This window comes from Paenibacillus sp. sgz302114, assembly GCF_056120345.1.
On record NZ_JBVYOI010000002.1, the window covers coordinates 558,438 to 577,345 of the forward strand.

The 18,908-nt window shown below is 51.9% G+C and carries 16 protein-coding genes; 6 read left to right on the top strand and 10 right to left on the bottom strand.

Features of this window, described 5'->3' with window-relative positions; translation table 11 throughout:
- Window positions 1–91 precede the first annotated feature (91 nt).
- Together AC0LWF_RS07625 and AC0LWF_RS07630 are read right to left on the bottom strand one after the other, a co-directional pair.
- The gene (locus AC0LWF_RS07625) at window positions 92–1,549 is read right to left on the bottom strand and encodes a sugar phosphate nucleotidyltransferase (protein ID WP_474650949.1); all 1,458 of its coding nucleotides are present in this window, start codon (window positions 1,547–1,549) and stop codon (window positions 92–94) included.
- Between the two features lie 38 nt (window positions 1,550–1,587).
- Entirely contained in the window at window positions 1,588–2,406 is an 819-nt protein-coding gene (locus AC0LWF_RS07630) for a DUF6492 family protein (protein WP_474650950.1), read from the bottom strand.
- Window positions 2,407–2,589: 183 nt separating this feature from the next.
- On the opposite strand from AC0LWF_RS07630, the gene AC0LWF_RS07635 reads away from it, so the two are divergent.
- Window positions 2,590–3,920 (top strand): IS3 family transposase gene (locus AC0LWF_RS07635; protein ID WP_474650951.1). Its coding sequence is split into 2 segments (ribosomal slippage): window positions 2,590–2,701 and window positions 2,701–3,920, totalling 1,332 coding nucleotides; the frame shifts between segments, so codons are not numbered across the junction.
- Window positions 3,921–3,992: 72 nt separating this feature from the next.
- Here AC0LWF_RS07635 and AC0LWF_RS07640 read toward each other — a convergent pair.
- The 6 genes from AC0LWF_RS07640 to AC0LWF_RS07665 all read right to left on the bottom strand — a co-directional run bounded on the left by AC0LWF_RS07640 (window position 3,993) and on the right by AC0LWF_RS07665 (window position 10,098).
- A complete protein-coding gene (locus tag AC0LWF_RS07640) occupies window positions 3,993–4,730 on the bottom strand; it encodes a nucleoside phosphorylase (RefSeq protein WP_474650952.1) in 738 nt (245 codons plus the stop codon).
- Window positions 4,730–5,407: a sulfite oxidase-like oxidoreductase gene (locus AC0LWF_RS07645; protein WP_474650953.1), complete on the bottom strand. Its 678-nt coding sequence runs from the start codon at window positions 5,405–5,407 to the stop codon at window positions 4,730–4,732. The genes AC0LWF_RS07640 and AC0LWF_RS07645 overlap by 1 nt, the downstream gene beginning before the upstream one ends.
- A 24-nt stretch (window positions 5,408–5,431) precedes the next feature.
- Window positions 5,432–6,355: an ABC transporter permease gene (locus tag AC0LWF_RS07650; protein WP_474650954.1), complete on the bottom strand. Its 924-nt coding sequence runs from the start codon at window positions 6,353–6,355 to the stop codon at window positions 5,432–5,434.
- Entirely contained in the window at window positions 6,339–7,385 is a 1,047-nt protein-coding gene (locus AC0LWF_RS07655; RefSeq protein WP_474651219.1) for an ABC transporter permease, read from the bottom strand. Before AC0LWF_RS07655 ends, AC0LWF_RS07650 begins: the two co-directional genes overlap by 17 nt.
- A gap of 23 nt (window positions 7,386–7,408) precedes the next feature.
- Complete coding sequence (locus AC0LWF_RS07660) at window positions 7,409–8,905, bottom strand: ABC transporter ATP-binding protein (protein ID WP_474650955.1); 1,497 nt, start codon at window positions 8,903–8,905, stop codon at window positions 7,409–7,411.
- 104 nt (window positions 8,906–9,009) lie between these two features.
- Window positions 9,010–10,098, bottom strand: a complete 1,089-nt coding sequence (locus AC0LWF_RS07665) for a BMP family lipoprotein (RefSeq protein WP_090580625.1) — start codon at window positions 10,096–10,098, stop codon at window positions 9,010–9,012.
- A gap of 484 nt (window positions 10,099–10,582) precedes the next feature.
- Between AC0LWF_RS07665 and AC0LWF_RS07670 the strand changes: the two genes are divergently transcribed.
- On the top strand, window positions 10,583–10,897 hold the full coding sequence (locus AC0LWF_RS07670; protein WP_474650956.1) for a class I SAM-dependent methyltransferase: 315 nt from the start codon (window positions 10,583–10,585) through the stop codon (window positions 10,895–10,897).
- Here the strand turns inward: AC0LWF_RS07670 and AC0LWF_RS07675 are convergent.
- The gene (locus AC0LWF_RS07675; RefSeq protein WP_474650957.1) at window positions 10,894–11,511 is read right to left on the bottom strand and encodes a sigma-70 family RNA polymerase sigma factor; all 618 of its coding nucleotides are present in this window, start codon (window positions 11,509–11,511) and stop codon (window positions 10,894–10,896) included. The two genes, AC0LWF_RS07670 and AC0LWF_RS07675, sit on opposite strands and share 4 nt — an antisense overlap.
- 316 nt (window positions 11,512–11,827) lie before the next feature.
- On the opposite strand from AC0LWF_RS07675, the gene AC0LWF_RS07680 reads away from it, so the two are divergent.
- Entirely contained in the window at window positions 11,828–12,805 is a 978-nt protein-coding gene (locus tag AC0LWF_RS07680; protein ID WP_474650958.1) for an aldo/keto reductase, read from the top strand.
- Between the two features lie 634 nt (window positions 12,806–13,439).
- Here the strand turns inward: AC0LWF_RS07680 and AC0LWF_RS07685 are convergent.
- Complete coding sequence (locus tag AC0LWF_RS07685) at window positions 13,440–13,937, bottom strand: hypothetical protein (RefSeq protein WP_474650959.1); 498 nt, start codon at window positions 13,935–13,937, stop codon at window positions 13,440–13,442.
- 272 nt (window positions 13,938–14,209) lie between these two features.
- On the opposite strand from AC0LWF_RS07685, the gene AC0LWF_RS07690 reads away from it, so the two are divergent.
- The 3 genes from AC0LWF_RS07690 to AC0LWF_RS07700 all read left to right on the top strand — a co-directional run bounded on the left by AC0LWF_RS07690 (window position 14,210) and on the right by AC0LWF_RS07700 (window position 18,732).
- The gene (locus tag AC0LWF_RS07690; protein WP_474651220.1) at window positions 14,210–15,115 is read left to right on the top strand and encodes an amidoligase family protein; all 906 of its coding nucleotides are present in this window, start codon (window positions 14,210–14,212) and stop codon (window positions 15,113–15,115) included.
- 173 nt (window positions 15,116–15,288) lie between these two features.
- Window positions 15,289–17,061, top strand: a complete 1,773-nt coding sequence (locus tag AC0LWF_RS07695) for a cache domain-containing sensor histidine kinase (RefSeq protein WP_474650960.1) — start codon at window positions 15,289–15,291, stop codon at window positions 17,059–17,061.
- Between the two features lie 54 nt (window positions 17,062–17,115).
- A complete protein-coding gene (locus AC0LWF_RS07700; protein WP_474650961.1) occupies window positions 17,116–18,732 on the top strand; it encodes a response regulator transcription factor in 1,617 nt (538 codons plus the stop codon).
- Window positions 18,733–18,908: the final 176 nt, after the last annotated feature.

Below are 18,908 nucleotides of genomic sequence, written 5' to 3' on the forward strand. Positions count from 1 at the left end.
TTTTAAATTCACATTGAACCTAACATAGCATGTAAGAATATTCCTTGTCAAAAGAAAAAGAGGACCTTCGGATCAGCGCCGAAGCTCCTACTTACGGCTGGGCAAGTCCCCCCTGGCCGTATCGTACAATGCTATCCCAGTCTGCAGCAAGCTGAAGCACATCGTCTTCATCCAGCTCGCTGCCGATCTGCACTTCAATATATTCGAGCGCCGACAAGGCTCGCATCGCGTGCTTCGCACCAGCAGGGATATGCAGCATGTCCCCGGCTTGCACCCGGCGACTGACCGCTTCCAGAATAAACTCCCCCGTACCGGATAGAATCGTCCAGCATTCCTCCCGCTGCTTATGCGCATGATAGCTTGTAGCTTTAAGCGGCAACAGCTGGATTAATCTCGTCATCGTCTGGGGCTGCTGCCCTGGCAAGGAATAATTGAGGACACGGTAGCTGCCCCACCTCTCCTCGCCATACATGAGCCGCTGACCATCATGGTGCATCGACTTGATCCGGTTCGCCTCCTGCTTGCGAGCGACAAGTATTCCATCTGCGCTAGCAGCGACAATAATGTTCGGCACGCCGATCACATGAATCGGCTGCTGCAATTCATTGACGATATGCGTACCCGGCGAATCGTCCGAGACAGTCCCTGCGCCTACGATATTCGAGCTGCCCAAGTAATGCGGGAGCACGTTCCAATCGCCTAAATCCCGCCACTCTCTGCGATAGGGAATAACCGCTGCCGATGCTGCCTTCTCCACAACCTCGACATCGAAGCTTTGCTCGGGAAGCTGCTCGTAGCAGCCAAGGAGCTCGTCATAGTCCGTCGGTAACCCTTTGCGAACCATAATATCAAGTATGAACTTGAGCGAAAAAGCGAATATTCCGCAATTCCACATCGCATCGCGGTTGATGAGCTGTTCCGCAGTCGCTTCATCAGGCTTCTCAGTGAACTGCTCGACCATCGCATAACCAGCCGCTGGAGGGTCGGATGAAGCCGGAGAATCGGAAGCAGAATCAGAAGCCGTCTGATTCTGCTTAGGGACAATATAGCCGAATTGAGTAGAAGGATGCCCTGGCGTCACCCCGAGCAAGGCCAGCTGCGCTCCCGACGCAGCAAGGACGGAAGGAAACTGGCACAGCATGCTTAGAAAATCTACGTCTGCATAGAGATCAGCGGGTATTACGCAGATCGTCTCCTCCATCCCAGCCAGCTGCTTCGCATGCAAATACGCCGCAGCGAGCGTAATAGCATGGAATGTCCCGCGCCGATGCGGTTCTGCGATGAACGGGATGCGATTGCCGATATGATGCTGCGTAATTTCCGCCTGGCGTTGATGCGCTACAACGGAAGCGAAGGTCAGCAGCCCGGCTTCCTCCAGCTGCCGGCATACTCGCTGAATCATCGATTCTTTGCCTGAATCCGCGCTGCCAGCGTTCGTTGCATTCGTAGCGTTCGCAGGAAGCAGCTTCAGGAAGATTTTCGACCTAATTTCATTCGACAATGGCCACAGCCGCTTCCCCGAGCCGCCGCACAGCAGAACAATGCGCAAGCCTAATCCCCCCCTTCAGGCCGCTTTCTGTGCGCCTGTTAGCGTCTCTTTGAAGCCGACTTTGTTTTTCTTGAGTAGCCTTTGCGCTTATGGAAGGAGAGTGAGCGATATTTGCGCGAAAGTGCCTGCATCCGCTTCTGCGGCATCTGGGCGATGCTCATATTGAAGCTGCGGTTCAGCGTCTTGCGCAGCTGCACGCCCTTCGGATTACCCGAGTACACGTAGTTCCCGTACGTCTCAAACTCGGAGAAGGCAAACTGCTTCGTACGGTCCATGCTGCGAATAATTGCCCGGTACCAGCTTGTGCCGTGCTTTGCTGCGATCATTCGCTTCATCCGCTGCAGCTTCGACTTCTCGAACAGCATATAGTGGGCCACGAGCGACCTTGGCGCGGACCTCTTCTTGCCCATTAGCTTGCGATAGGTGCGAAAATATTCCGGCTGGCTCCAGTTGCGGCTGTAAAACACGGTCTTGCCGCCAGCGGTCCGAAATACATGGGGACGAATGAGCACCGTATCGGCGTCGATCGTCAGGAAATACTTCGAGCTGCACAGCTTATCGCCGCTCAGCTTCAGCAGCTGCTGAAACAGCCAGCCCGAGCGCTCCCACCGCTTCGAACGATAGATGATGTCGCGCTTTGTTATCGGCAGAACCGTATTCTCATTCACGAACCGGCAGCCTTTGCGCTTACACATCGCGATGATCCGGGACCGCTTCGGCGATACGATGTGGATACGGCCAATTGGATGCTTCACATGCTTGCGGACAGCGTTGATCACATAGGGCAGAGTCGTCAAATCCTTCTCTATTGCCGGAATGAGCACATCTATCTTTACAGCCAAATTTATCAGCTCCATTGCGCAGTAATGTGATCATCCTATGCTGACAGGCTGCGGATGGAGCAGGCGTTTGTAGCTTTTAAATGATTAAAAAAAAGGTATGCCGCGTAAACTGGTTCCCATAGACTGGACACTTTGAAAAAAGTGTTTAGGCTATGGGGACTTTTTTGTATACTGGTATTGGCATTTAAGGAGGGCATCATGAGCAAGAAACTTTTCTCTAAGACAGAACAAGATTTTCTTTCAAAGAACAAGTACGTCACGAAAATAAGTGACAAAGCCATAACCTATTCAGACGAGTTTAAAAGGTTGTTATCGACCAATATATCCAAGGCAAGACGCCAAGAGAGATTTTTGAAGCCCATGGCTTAAATGTGGATGTTCTAGGAATGAAGCGCGTGGAGCAAAGTGCGGACCGCTGGAAAAAAGCCTATCAGACAAACGGAATTATCGGACTCGCAGATTCCCGTAAAGAATCCTCAGGTCGTCCACTTAAACGAGAAATGACCTCCGAAGAGGTCATCGCTAAGCAAGACGCGCGGATCAAACTTCTGGAATCCCAACTTGAACTGCTAAAAAAAGCAGACACGAAAGAAAGGTTGCTGGTAGCAAGGGGAGAAATCCTCCCCAAAAATAAGCTTTTCGAGTTAATTGAAGACGCTGTAATACAAGGATTTAAACGCATGACGCGTTACTTATGTGAACTGCTTAATGTCTCACATTCGGGCTATTACAGCTACTTAAGGACCGCAGAGGCTCGTAAAGAAAGAGCTCGACGGGATGCAGAGGCTGGAGAACTAATCAAAAAGGCTTTCTGTCGAAGAGGCTTTAAAAAGGGTTCCCGCTCAATAAAGATGGTCTTAGAAAATGAGTTTCAAGTCATCTACAACCGCAAACGGATTTGCAGACATATGCGACGGTTGAATCTGGTTTGTCCTCATCGTAAGCCTAATCCTTACAGACGAATGGCAAAGGCAACACATGAACATCGGGTTGTACCAAATAAGCTGCAACGGGATTTCAAGAAGGGGATTCCGGGTCTTGTGCTGCTCACGGACATCACTTACCTCCCGTTTGGACGCCACTCAGAGTTCGGCTACTTGTCCACCATTCTAGATGGTTCTACAGGGGAACTCCTCGCTTACAACCTCTCTAAACAAATTAACCTGTCATTAGCGACAGATACCGTTAACCAACTCAAGAAGCAGCGCCGCTTAAAATTACACAAGGATGCCTTCATCCACTCCGATCAAGGTTCTCACTATACAAGCCCCCAATATCAGAAACTGCTGAAGAAGATGGGGCTTGGACAGTCCATGTCCAGACGAGGAAACTGCTGGGATAACGCGCCTCAGGAGTCCTTTTACGGCCATATGAAAGACCACGTGAAAAGTCGCAATTGCACCACTTTGGAAGAACTAAAGCTTGAAATCGATCGCTATATCCACTACTACAACAATCACAGATACCAATGGGGATTAAAAAAGATGACCCCTGTCCAGTACAGGAATCATCTTTTGTCGGTTGCCTAACTCTCTTTTTTAAGTGTCCTTGACTTAGGGACCAGTTTAGCGAGGGCATACCTTTTTATTCGAATAGATAGATTAGGCCTGTCCAGCTCCAGCCAGCTTCACGATAGCTCCAAGCGCAGCCTGAATCTCGCGCTCGACCGCATCCGCGACAACGTTGGTGTGCGGATCGTACGTAGCCGCGAGATCGCTGTCCGCATAGCCGTCCAGCGCTACGATTGCGCCAGCGCGCACGCCGCGTAGCGAAGCGACCACATAGAGCGCGGCGATCTCCATCTCAACCGCGAGCACGCCTGCTTGCTTGTACTTGCGGTGCGGCACTTCCTCAACGCCGGCGAAGAAGACGTCAAGCGAGACGGTCAGTCCTTTCTTGACGATGCCGCCCTGTTCCAGCGCTGAAGCGTAGAGCGCAGACACAACATCGCCGTCACCGACAGCTGGGTAGCCGTCAGGCACGAGCCCGCGGGTCAGCCCTTCCGCGCGAACTGCTGCGGTGCTGACGATAAGGCTGCCAGCCGGATGCTCCTCGGAGTAGGAGCCAGCCGTGCCGACACGGATGAGCGTCTTCACGCCTGCGCGGATCAGTTCCTCGAAGCAGACCGCTGCCCCGGCCGAGCCTACGCCGTGGCTCGTTACGAGAAGGCGAACGCCGTTCATTTCGCCAGTAAACGTGCGATACTCGCGGCTGAATGCCAGCTCTCTCGCATTGTCGAGCTTAGCTGCAATGAGTGCAGCACGATTCGGATCGCCGCATACAATGGCGTACTCAGCGGCGTCCTCGGTATGAATTTGCAAGATCGGCATAAGAGTCATTAGTCAAAATCCACATCCACCCATAAATCTTCCGGCAAGCCTAGATCCTCGCCGGAGAACCGTTCTTCTCGGAACGGGTCAGCCACGTTATGGAAGCCGTTGCGCTCCCAGAAGCCCAGGCGGTCTTCCTTCATAAACTCGAACCCGCGTACCCACTTTGCGCTTTTCCAGAAATACAGATGCGGTACAACCAGACGGACAGGGAAGCCATGCTTCGGTGTCAGCGGCTTGCCATCGAACATGAACGCCAGCATGACATCGTCACGTATAAGGTCTTCAAGCGGCACGTTCGTTTCATAGTCATTATCCGCATGAACCATCACATAACGAGCTTCCGGCTTCACGCCTAGGAGCGGCAGAAGGTCTTTGAACAGGATGCCTTCCCAATTCGTATCGAACTTCGACCAGCGCGTCACACAATGAATGTCGCTGACGACATCCGTCTGCTTCATCGCTTTCAGCTGCTCAAGCGAGAAGGTCAGCTCCTTCTCCACTTCTCCGAACACACGGAACGTCCATGTATCCAGATCATATTGCGGCACTTCGCCCTCATGCAGAATCGGGAACCGCTCGGTCAGCGCCTGACCAGGCGGCAAACGACGTGCCAGTTCAGGATCCAAATTCGGATCCAGCTCCACAACTCTCGCGTTCTTCAAACGTTCCGCTTTATTATGCAACTCTCATTCCTCCTGCTTCTCGTCTTATCTGGAGCTCTCATTCGCTTTGCGTGCTTCCTGCACATAGCTCTTATTCTTGAAGAAGAACATCATGACAAGCGTCACGACGTAAGGCAGCATATTCGTAAAATTCGTCGGCATCGAGAAGCCCTGCAGCCGGATGCTGATTGCATCCATGAAGCCGAACAGCATGCTCGAGGCTGCAACGCCGAGCGGATTCGATTGTCCCAGCATCGTCGCCACGAGAGCGATGAAACCGCGGCCGGAAGTCATGTTCTCCGTAAACATCGTCACTTGTCCAAGCGATAGCTGCGCACCTGCGAGGCCGCATAGCAAACCGGAGATTAGCACGGCTCCGTATTGGATGCGCGTCACTTTGATGCCTAAGCTCTTCGCAGCCACCGGGTTCTCCCCGACAGCAAGCAGGCGGAAGCCTCTAACCGTTCTAAACAAGAAATATTGAAACACGAATACGAGTACGATAGCAAGATATACTAGCGGTGAATGCCCGGAGAGGATGCCGCCGACCCACGGTATATCCTTAATAAGCGGAATATCGAGCTGCGGCAAGCCTTTCATATCTTTGTCGTAGTAGGCGCCTTTCACATGGAAGATCGCCCGCAAGCAGAACGATGTGAGTCCAAGCGCCAGAAAGTTCAGCGATATGCCGACGATTATGGCGTTCGCCTTCAGATGAATGCTTAAATAACCGAATATAAGCGAAAATAGCATGACGCATACGACAGCGAACAGCACAGCAAGCCATACATTGCCTGTCAAATAGTTACCTACGATGCCGAAGAAAGCTCCGAAGAGCACGAGGCCCTCAAGACCAACATTGAACAGTCCTGCACGTGAACAGATAGCGCCGCCGAGCGCGGCCAGCAGGATGGGCGTAACCATCCGCAGCGCTGAATTAAACAGCGACACATCAAGCAATTGATCCATCTTGAGCCCTCGCTTTCTTGCGTTTAATGAAGGAATAGCTGATCTTCGCCGAGACGAACAGAATAAGCGTCGCTTGGATTACGCTTGCGATCTCCAGCGGCACTTCCGTGTTCCGCTCGACGCCCATGCCGCCGGTTTGCAATGCGGCAAGCAGCAGCGCGGCAGCTGCCGTGCCAAGCGGATGGGAGCCAGCGAGCAGCGTCGCCATAATGCCGGACCACGCATAGCCTGGCGTCGACAGCGAGCCGTCGAGGTAGCGATACTGCGTGCCGAGCACTTCCACGGCGCCAGCTAGACCTGCGAAGCCGCCGCTTGCAATCATGCTGTAGAGCATGAGCTTGCCGCGCTGCACGCCGCCGTAAGCGGCAAACAGCGGATTGCTGCCGAGCATGCGCACTTCATAGCCGCTGACTGTAAACTTCATAAACAAGTAGAGCACCACAGCTCCAACCACAGCAAGCAGGAAACCTGCGTGCAGGCTCATGCCGTGAAACAGCTTCGGCAGCCATGCGCCGTGCTCGATCATCTTCGTCTGCGCCATCGCCGCCGAGCCGGTATTATCCTTGAGCGGATATGCGACTATGTAGCCCGCAAACAATGATGCAATATAGTTGAGAAGGAGTGTCGTAATGAGCAGATTCATACGGAACTTCGCGTCCATCCAACCCGCGAATGCAGACCAGATTCCGCCTGCGACGATGCCGGAGATAATCGCTGCAATCATTTTCACCCAGCCAGGGCCGGGTAGATAGAGCGCCGTAATCGCGGCGCATAAGCCGCCGAGAATCATCTGACCTTCTGCGCCGAGGTTGAAGAAGCCAGCGCGGAAGGCGAGCGTCGTGCCAAGACCGATTAGAATAATCGGTGTTGCACGGGATAATGTATTCGTGAAGAAGTAGAAGCTGCCGAAGGCGCCCTTCCACATCTCGGTATACGTCTGCGCGATGTCGCCGCCAACGATCGCAATCGCGATAGCGCCGATTAATAAGCCAAGTAGGATTGCAATAACGGGCTGAACGAGCGCGCCCATGCCATTCTTAAGTTTGCTGAAGTTCAATGCCGCTTGCCTCCTGCCATCAATAAACTAATTTGTTCTTCTGTCGCTTCATCAGCCGCCAATTCTCCAACGATTCGTCCTTCATTCATAACTAGAATGCGGTCGGACAGCTTCAGTATTTCTGTCAGCTCGGAGGACACGAGCAGAATCGCGCCTTGTTCATCGCGCCGTTTCAGCAGCTCGCCATGAATCATCTCCATCGCGCCGACGTCGACGCCGCGCGTCGGCTCGGCAGCGATCAGAAACGGCGTGCCTTGCGCAAGCTCGCGCGCTGCAATCAGCTTCTGCAAGTTGCCGCCGGATAGAAACTGTACTTTCGTATCGAGAGAACCCGTCTTGACTTCGAAGCGCTTCACCCAGCCTTCGACCATCTTGCGAATGCTCCGTCCACGCATAATACCGGAGCGCTGCTGCTTGCGGGCATGACCCATGAGGCCGTTCTCGACGACTGTCGCGTCCTTCGCAGCTCCCCATTGATAGCGGTCTTCGGGAATATGCGCTAAGCCGAGCTCGCGTATCTTCCGCACCGGAGCGCTTGTTACGTCCTGTCCGACCAGCATGACTTGTCCGCTGCTAGCTCCTTGCAGACCTGCAATCGCGCCAATAAGCTCCGATTGGCCGTTGCCCGAGATGCCTGCGACGCCGACAATCTCGCCGGCATGAACTTTGAAGCTTGCGCCGTCTACTAGCGGCTTGCCTCGATCGCCTGGCACGGTGAGCCCTCTTACTTCAAGCACCGGCGCGCCAAGCTTCGGCGCACTGCGCTCCATCTGTACCAAGTCGCGGCCAACCATCAGACGCGAAATCTGTTCAATGTCCGTGTTCTTCGCATCAACGACACCGGTCACGCGACCATCGCGCAGAACGGTGATACGGTCAGCTACTTCCATAATTTCTTGCAGCTTATGGCTGATGATAATGAAGCTCTTCCCTTGGCTCGCCAGCCGCTTAATCGAGACGAGCAGCTCTTTTACTTCAAGGGGTGTCAGTACACCTGTCGGTTCATCGAGAATGATGATGTCCGCGCCTTGATACAGCACCTTCAAGATCTCAACCCGCTGCTGGACACCGAGCGAGCAAGACTCGACCTTCTGATGCGGATCAACCGGCATGCCGTATAGCTTTGACAGCTTCTCTACCGCTGCGGCAGCCGCTTTGCGGTCGAATCCGCTCCACTTTTTCGTTTCCTGTCCGATGACGATATTCTCTGCCACCGTGAAGGATGGGAAAAGCATGAAATGCTGATGCACCATGCCGATCCCGCTCGAGATCGCATCCGCTGGCGTAGCGAAGGACTGAGGCTTACCGCCCACGAGAATCGTTCCGCTCGTCGGCTTCTCCATGCCGTAGAGAATACGCATCAGCGTTGTCTTACCAGCGCCGTTCTCACCGACGAGCGCATGAATTTCGCCTTTGCCAAGCGTGAAATTAATGTCCGTATTCGCCTTAACAGGACCATACGACTTGGATATGTTCTCCATATTCAACAACATGCGGCTGCTCTGCTCCTTTCATCTCTATCCAATCGATCCAAATCTGCCGGATCTATAAATCGAAAGAAACCGGCTGCATCTTGCGCGCAGCCGGCAACTTCACTTTATTGAGCTAGCGGGTTTTTTACAACAAGTTTACCCGATACGATATCATCTTTAATCGTTTTCAGCTTATCGATGTTCGCTTGGCCAACGAACGCGTTAAGCGGAGTTTTGCTGTCGCGCGTTACGTAAGTAAGACCAACGCCGTCTTCCTTCAAACCGTAATCAACTGCGCCAAATTTGAAGTCGCCGTTCACGAACGATTTAACGGTTTCGTAAGCGACAGTATCTGTGCTTTTCAGTTGTGCAAGTACAACGTGCTCTGGATCAACGCCAGTGTTGTCGATGTCTTGACCGGAAGTGTGGAAGCCTTTCTCTTTCGCCGCTTCGAACACGCCAAGGTCGCCTACAGCGGATGCGCCGGCAATGAAGTCAGCACCTTTGGAGAATTGCAGCAATGCGAGCTCTTTCGCTTTCGCTGGGTCAGTAAAGCCGCCAACGTAGTTCACGAGCATTTCTGCATTTGGATTCGTATATTTCAAGCCTTCTTGGAAGCCAACTGTATATTTCTTCAGAAGCGGAGCGTCGATGGCAACGACCATACCGACTTTGTTTGTCTTAGTCGTAAGGCCAGCAGCTGCGCCGAGCAAGTACGAAGCTTCATACTCGCGGAATACAACGCTGCGAACGTTAGGCAGATCAACAACGGTATCGATTACTGCGAAAGGCTTGTCCGGATTCTCAGCAGCAACTTTCTTCAGTGCATCTTCCGCTTGGAAAGTAGCTGTGATGATCAGATCGTAGTTCTCAGCAACTGTAGCGCGAAGGTTCTGTTCGAATGCGGCAGGGTCTGTCGATTCGATTGTTTTCACGTCCACGTTAAATTCTTGACCAGCTTTTTTGAAGCCTTCATCCATTTGTACGAAGAATGCATTAACGCCGATCTTCTCTGGCAGCACGAGTGCAACCTTCTTCTTAGGCGCGTCAGCTGTTGTGTCCGCTGCCGCATTGCCGCCTTCATTCGTGCCTGCATTAGCTGTTGCATTCTTGTTTGCTCCATTATTGGAAGCAGAATTGTCATTCTTGGAACATCCGACGAACAACGAAGACAATAAAATAAGTGCTGCGACTAGCAAAAACCCTTTTTTCATTACGTTTCTCCCCTACTCTTTTTGTCTGATGTGTATGCGCAAGCTTATCTACCAATAACCCTACCGGAATTATCGGAATTTGTCAATCTGCGAAAGTTGTCGAAACTTTCGCAGTTCTCGATATTATACCGTCCCGGAAGCCTTGCTGGCTATACATTTTCTACGCTGGAAATAAAAAAAAGCCTCAATGGTGCCCGCGCACAGCAGTTTACACCAATCGCATAGAGAGTTCGATTCAATCGGTTACTCTCTATTATGCACTCTCGGCTTCGGCAGGCTGCCGATTTCGGCTGTTTCCTTATCTGAGAGTGCTGAATCTGTACTCTCAGAGCTTCAATCGGTCGATTATTGCGCTGAGAATACGTATTATGCGCTCTCAGCTTCGCCAAGCTGTCGTTCAAGGACAATGTCAACTTTTCGTCGAAGTAGAAAGCTTAGCTAACTACAGTAGAATCACATTACTTATGAAAGGGAGCGCGTGCTCATGCCACTTAGTCGTCTAGACGAAATTCGGATGAAGGGAAAGCTCTATCATGACGAATACTATGAGAACGTTAAGCTGTTTACTCAAGATACTTGGTTACATAAGCCTGTCAAAACCGTTATGGATACCTTTGAGCTGCTGTCAAACAAAAATAATGCTCAATTGCTCGATTTGGGCTGCGGAGTCGGAAGGAACAGCATGCCGCTGGCGCAAAGACTGGAAAGCGCGAACAGCAGAGTTGTCTGCGAGATTCGCACAAATAAAAAAAGTGCCGAGAAGTCCGAGGGGACTTTCCAAGGCACTTTGATCTATTAAGGAATTACGAGCAATAAGAAGTTGAACAGCAGCAGCGAATACATGAGCAGTGTCTTGCCCCAGCGCTTCTTCATGAAATCTTTGCCGCGGTGAATGCGCGACTTCACTGTGTTGACGGGAATGTTGTTCAGCTCGCTGATATCTTCCATGGACATCTCCAGCACATAGCGCTGATACACGACGGTTCTATACTTCTCCGGCAGCTTCGCAATGACTTCCGTCATCTTCGACGCCAGCTCGCGTTCGATCGCTTCGCCTTCTGGAGATAGCGAGGTGTGCGGAATGACATCGTGAAGCGACAAGTTCTGTTCGGAATGAGCGGTAACGGGTTGATCTAACGGCAACGGCGGTGTTTTGCGGCGGCGCAGCAAATCAAGGCATACATTCTTGGCGATATGAAAAATCCAGGTTGAGAATCGTTTGTTCTCATCGAAGCGGTTCAGGTTCAAATACACCTTCAGAAACGTTTCCTGTACGACATCCTCGACATCCGTCTTACTGCGGAGAATCGTATGAGCCATTCTCGACAGCTTATCCTTGTACAGCTCGACCAGCTTATTGAAGGCCGTCTCATCGCCTTGCCTCGATAACATCACTAATTGCGCCTCGTTCACGGCAATTCTCCTTTGCCACCCGTCATCCAACTTGCTCCTTTATTATAACAGGAAAAACAAGAAACGCATCTGTTAAAGCATGCGTTTTTGTGTCGATTCCATATCATTTACTTGCGAGTAGAACAAAATCATGAGGCGGAGTCCAGCAGTAATGGAGTGATTTCCGCTATACTTTGGCGTACTATATATACCTTGTATCATTACATATCAATTATTTCACTACTTTTATTTTGGAAGCGCGTGGAGCATAATGGGACGGGAATTGATTCGTAATAAAGTGAATTTCATCTAACACTGATTTGGAGGACGATTACATATGACAAGACCGATACCGCTTCAACGCCGTGGCATTCCGGCAAGCCAGCTAGTGCTTGGCTGCATGAGACTTGGCGGCGACTGGAATGCAAGCAGCCCGATTACAGCAGAGCACTATAAGGAAGGGCATGCGGCGCTTGATGCCGCTCTCGAAATCGGCATTAACATGTATGACCATGCCGATATTTATACGGCAGGCAAGGCGGAGCGCGTGTTCAGCCAACTGCTGAAGGAGCGTACAGAGCTTCGCGAGCAGATCATTCTGCAATCGAAGTGCGGCATCCGCTTCGGCGATGGCAGCTCGCCGCACCGGTTTGATTTTACGGAGGACCATATTCTGCGTAGCGTTGACGGCATTTTGGAGCGTCTTGGCACCGAATATCTCGATATTCTGCTGCTGCACCGTCCGGACCCGCTCGTCGACCCGGAAGATGTAGCAAGCGCGATCCAGAAGCTGAAAGCATCCGGCAAAGTGCGCCATTTCGGCGTCTCGAACATGAGCCAAGGTCAAATCCGCTTGCTGTCGGCTTACTCGGGCGAGCCGTTCATCGTGAACCAGCTGGAGATGAGCCTGCACAAGCTCGGCTTCCTCGACACCGCAGTCAGCGTTAATCAGGAAGCATGGCGCAGCAATGTGTTCCCGGAAGGCACGATGGAATATTGCCGCCTCGAGAACATTCAGCTGCAATCGTGGGGACCGCTCGCTCAAGGCCGCTATTCCGGCGGCTCGCTGGATGGGCAAAGCGAGAGCGTCGTGAAGACGGCGCAGCTCGTCGCGGAGCTGGCTGACAAGCACGACACGACGAAGGAGTCGATCGTGCTCGCATTCTTGATGACGCATCCGGCAGGTATTCAGCCGGTCATCGGCACGATCAACCCGCAGCGTATCCGCGCGTGCAAAGACGCGGCGACGCTCCGCCTCTCGCGCGAGGAATGGTACAGTCTGTACGTCGCATCGCGCGGCGTTGCTTTGCCGTAAATGAGGAAAAGAGTCGGCCCGGGTTTGGGGGGCCGACTCTTTTTTCGCCTACGCGACTGGAGCGCTCGGGCAGGCGTACGTGCAAGCTGCGTCCAGCTATTTTCGCTTATGTACAATGCAATCATAAGTGCGAATATCCACTTACTTAACTGACATTTCGCATTATCCGTGAAATAGGCGCAATTATCCACATATTACGGGCATTAATCTCCATTTGAGCTGAAATCTTATGTGATAAGTGGATTCTCGCACTTATTTCATGAATCTGGCTCCTCCAGCAATACAATAAATGGATTATTACACTTATGCATCCACTTATGCAGCATTGCGCAACCGTCAATTACCTCCGAATATGCTCCCAATTCCAAGGCAGCTCGTAGTCCGCAAGATGCTCGTAGCTCACCACTTTCACATGACTTCGATTGTCGATGGTCCTGACGATTCCTCAGATTGCGCGGCCTGCGCCCGCGGCACGAAGCCATTCAGCAATACCACTAACAAAGCGATCACAACTCGGTAACGGGACTTCATTCTGAACCTTTTTTTCCATGCGGTTCTCACGACTAGCATTACTCTCACGCATCAAAAAGACGCAACCTTAAACTTGTAAGATTGCGTCCTCCATAGACATATATTAGGTTGTGCCGGCTGTAGCGACGCCGTTAAATACGGCAGGGCCAGTCAGCAAGAATTGGAAAGCAATTGAAAGTGGATTGTCCACGCTAATGAACATGGTGTACCGAATCTGACCCGCTTCCACTGCAGCAGCAGGAGGAAAATCGCCAACACTTACACTAAGCGGTGCAACCGTCGTCTGTGCGACGCCAACCTGTACAATCTCTTCCAAAATCACAGTCCCCGTGCCAGCTGTACCTGTTCCATTACGCTCAACCGTAATCGTAATTCGCGCAGTGAGATCAGGAACCTCTTCATCTGTCGTAGGCGCGAAAACCTTGGCAACCGAGGCTGTTCCCGTGAGCAGCGCACGAACATTGCTAACATTGAAAGGGGACACCCCTGCCGTTTGCAGTCCGATATCGCCGATTAACAGCGGAGTATCCGACAACGCCGTCGTTCCTCCGCTCTCATTGGAGTGAACCGATAACCGCATGTCCAAAAATTGAATCGCCATACTTAACCACCTCCCTATCTATTCCCAATATGTTATGAACGCCTGCTGGTAGATGAACTAAATGAGTACACATTTTTTGAGAGAGGAATAGCAGTTGGAGCTAGCGAAATGATGTAGTAGTTGAAAATACCTAGTGGGAGGCGTGCAGCGATGCCAAGAATGAAAATCCCCCGTTAAGCCAAAACATGTACCGGATGTGCTCTGCGTGCCCGAGGCCCGCCTACTCTCATTTCGCCTGCTTGATTTCAAAAATGAGAGGAACGGTGATTGGCATGTGGCCATCTGTTGTCGATTGGAATATGTTGCGTTTCGGCGTTGAGATAGAATTCGTGGGAGGCAAGCCGGAGGAGCTTGCGCTGCTGCCAGGCTGGCTCATGTCGCTGGATGAGCACCAGCTTGATGATACTGGCGCGGAGTCGGGAAGCGAGCTCAAGCCTCCTCCGATGCTGTGGTCTCAGCGCGAGCAGATCCGCATCATGCTAGAGCGGCTCAAAGCGCAAGGCGCATCCGCCAATTGGAGCTGCGGTCTGCATGTTCATGTCGGTCTTGAGCATTGGGGGCAGGATGCTGTGCTTTCGCTGCTGGACGCCGCGCTGCTCTATCAGGGTGCGCTGGCGCAGCTGCTTCAGATGAGCGAGCATCGGCGTATTTATTGTCCGCGCGTGACGAAGGAGATGCGGGAGCGCTATGTGGCGGAGCCGTGCGCAGAGTCGGTTCGCCATAGGGGGCGCCCGCAATCCCACCGCTCAGGCATCAATACGGCGGCATGGTTCGATATCGGAACGGTCGAAATCCGCTATGCCAATGGCAGCATCGAATATGATGAGGTGCTGAATGCGATTGAGCTTTGTTTACGTTTTGTCGCCGCGGTTGGAGCTGATGCTCTACCGCTAGGCAACGGCGACGATCCGCTCAAACTGGCAGCCGTGCTTGGCGCACCAGCAAGCGGCTATCCCGCTCTCGCGCCAGCACCGCAATGGCACGTGGAGCGCATGTGGCTCGAGGATGCACTTATCCCCGTCCTGGAGCCGCTCGTCCAAGAGCTCGTCCCAGGCGGAGAGGTGCATGACATCCTCCCCATCGAGGGCGGGCTGAAGCTTACCATCGAAGACACCGATGGCAAGCAGCACCAATTCGTCATCGAACCGCCTGCAACCGGCTGGACCGTGAAGCACTAACTCAACCCAGCTTACTAAGGGGGCTGTCCCAAAAGTCATAAAGACTTAAGGGGCAGCCCCCTTTTCTATGAATGCGACGATAGACCCATATTTTGTTGCCGCTTTCATTTGTCTAGAGTATGCTTGAATGAGCTTGGAATAACTTGGATACTACGATGCGAGGGATGGGGACCATGCAATTTTGGCAGTCCGTTCGGTTCAAGATCGTATTCGGCTTTCTGATGATGACTGCACCTATGGTACTCTTTCTCATCTACAACAATGTGTATGCGACGAACGTTGTGCGCGACCAAATCTCGCTGCATTATAACAACCTCATGGAGCAGCAGGTGAAGAATAACGACGCCATACTCCAGGAAACCATGCGTTATTTATATCGCATGCAAGGCGACCCGGACATTCAAACGATACAAACGCTGTCCCTGCAAAACGATGATTCGGATTATACGATGGCGAAGATGGAGCTGACTCGGCGCTTCTTGCTCGATACCGGCTACTACAATAAAGTCGACACCTTCTTCGTTTATTCCCGCAAAGATGACGATATGTTCTTCTCCACTCAATACAGCTTCCACTTCGCTGAGGTGCAGGATGCTCTGCTGAATTACACCACGAAGCTTGCCTCGAAGAATTTGCCTGAAGAAACGCAGCGCTGGGAGCGCTTCTCCATTCCGCACGACACGAATTACCTCATTAAAACGGTCGATTTAGGCTCCGGCGTCTACATGGGGGCACTGGTGCAAATTGACCGATTAAACGAAGAACTCAGCAAATTTGACGTTGGTCCCGATGGGGCGACGTTTGTCGTTGATCCGGCAGGCAATCCGCTGACGAACTCGCCCCTGCCAGTCGTTCAAGAGACGGTCTTACATAACGATATCGTGGAGATGACCAAGCAGGGACGAACGACATGGAACCACAATCATTTTCTCGTCATTACCCAGCCCTCAGCGATTTCTGATATTCACTATATGATCGTTATCCCCGAAACGTATACGCTCAAAAACTTGCCGTATTTTCAAAAAATGCTGTATATCTGGATCCCGCTGACCGTTGCCATCGTCTTATCCTTCTATTGGCTGTTCTTGCAAAAGGTGATGTTCACGCCGTTGGTCGCACTCATTCGCGGCATGCGGAAGCTGGGCCAAGGGATATTCCATGTTCGGCTGCCGGTCAACCCCGGTAACAGCGAATTTGCCTTCATGTCGAGCACGTTCAACTTAATGGCCGAACAGATCGAGAAGCTCAAAATCGACGTGTACGAGGAACAGATTCGCGTGCAGAAGGCAGAGTATAAACATCTCCAAATCCAAATCAATCCTCATTTCTATATGAACAGCCTCAATATTATTTATAATTTGGCCGCATTGAAGGACTACAAATTGGTGCAGAAGATGAGCCTGCATTTGGCTGACTACTTCCGTTTCTTAATGCTCGGGCATCGGACGGTGATTACGCTGGATGATGAAATCCGACATATCGAGCATTATTTGGAAATCCAAAAAATCCGTTACGTGACAAAGCTGGAATATGAGATTCATGTGCTCCCCGAGCATTTGCAAGTAGCGTTGTCCCCGCTGCTGCTGCAGCCCTTCGTCGAAAATTCGGTCATACACGGGTTCAGTAAGAAGGTTCAAGACGGCAAGCCGTTCCGTATCGTCATCGCCTCAAGCAATGATGATGAGAAGCCGAACCAATACCTCATGCTGACAATTGTGGACAACGGCCCGGGATTCCCTGCAGCCTTTATGGAAGAATTGCACAGCGGCATGGATATGAATGAATCAGGCGAGCATCATCTAGGGATTTGGAACATTCGCCGAAGATTCCGCATGCTGTACGGCGATGAAGGAGGGATTACCTTTCAGAACGGCGAGTCCGGAGGTGCAATCGTCTGTATGCGCCTGCCGCTTCGCGGGACAAGCGAATTCGAAGATGGACAATAACGATTTTCTCATACTCATACTCCTGCTTATACGAAACGGAAGGGGACTACTCGGATGGTTAGAATGCTTGTCGTCGACGATGAAATCTACGCGCTGAAAGGCATTACGCAAGGTATCGATTGGAGCGATTTGCCGATCCACACGATTATGGAGGCTGAGGATACAGCCGGGGCGATCCTTCTGCTAGAGGAGCATCCCGTGGATCTTATCATCTCTGATATTGAAATGCCCGGCCTCGGCGGACTGGAGCTGCTTCGCTGGACAAGGGATAACCGCCCTCACACGCTGACCATCTTCCTTACGGGGCATGCGAGATTCGATTACGCGCAGGAAGCGCTGCATAACGGCTGCTTCGACTACATCTTGAAGCCTGTCGATCACGATGCGTTGAAGGAAGTCGTGAAACGCGCTTTGGTCGAGATCGAGCTGCGAAGAGAACAGCAGCAATTCGAGGAGATCATCGAACTAGGCCGCAGGCAATGGAAGAACCAGCTTCCCATCCTAGTGGAGCGTTTCTGGCAAGAGCTTCTATCTGGCCGCGTACGTCTGACTCCCGAGCGGTTGAAGCGGCAATTCGATTACTTCGATATTCCGCTTGGCGAAGGCAGTAAGGTGCTTCCGGTTCTGCTCAGCATCGAACAATGGGATATCGAGCTCGATACGCGCGACGAAAGCATCATGGAGTACGCTCTGCGGAAATCGGCTGCGGAGATTATTTTAGGGGAATGGCCGGGCACAGTGCTGCAAGACCGTAACGAACTGAACATGGTACTGCTGTATTTGAACGAAGGCGAAACCGCTGATCGCGCTGCTTTGCTTCGGAAATGCAGTGAATATGTGAGGGCCTGCCAAAGTTATTTTCACTGCAGAGTTTCCTGTTATGTGGGGGAGGGCACTGGTTTAGGCGCACTTGCCAGCTCGCTTGAGCGGCTGCAGCAATTGGAGAGATCCAATGTGTCCGCCCCACAGTCTGTGCAGGACGCAGCTTCGTGCGGCTATGAAACGAGTGCCGCCGGCACGGGCATTCAAATTCCTTCGTTCGCGGATTGGGGAGCGCTGCTCGATAACGGCGGTTATGAACAGCTGGGCATGGTGCTCGAAGACACATTGAAGCAGTGGCAGACCGAGCAAGCAAGCCGCGAAGCGCTTGAGCTGTTCCACTATGGCATGATGAGCATGCTGTATCGCGTCGCTTATCGCAAAGGCTTTTCCATCTACGATGTTTTCACAGTTAGTGAGTTGAAGGAATATCAAGTTCCGCGAAATTCAATCCAGCTGCTGGCATGGGCCGCCAAAATGGTCTATAAAATGGGACAAGCCATCGCGGAGCGTCCGCGCGATGCTTCCGCCGTCATTGCGAAGGTTCAGTCGTACATACATGAACATTTGCATACGGAATTGAACCGGGACGACATCGCCGCCTCTGTCTACCGCAACCCAGCTTATCTATCGCGCCTGTATCGCAAAGAGACAGGAAACTCCTTATCGGACTATATTACGGAAATACGTATCGAGCGCGCGAAACGGTACTTGATCGAAACGAACGATAAAGTAAGCAACATTGCGGAAGAAGTCGGCTATGTCCATTTCTCCTATTTTGCCAAGCTATTTAAGAAGATGACAGGCTTATCCCCCCAGGAATATCGCAAAATGCATCAAATTATGCATTAGCAAGGTGAAACGGCTGCCGCCATCCTTTTGGCCGCGCAGCGCGTTACATTCCGGAGAATTCTAAGCTCATTTATACCGTGAAACTTATAAATTCTTAGAATTTCACAATCATGCTAGTCTCCCCTCAATGTCACCACAGTGCTATGTCAGTCACCTCAGTAGATAGATGGCTATCT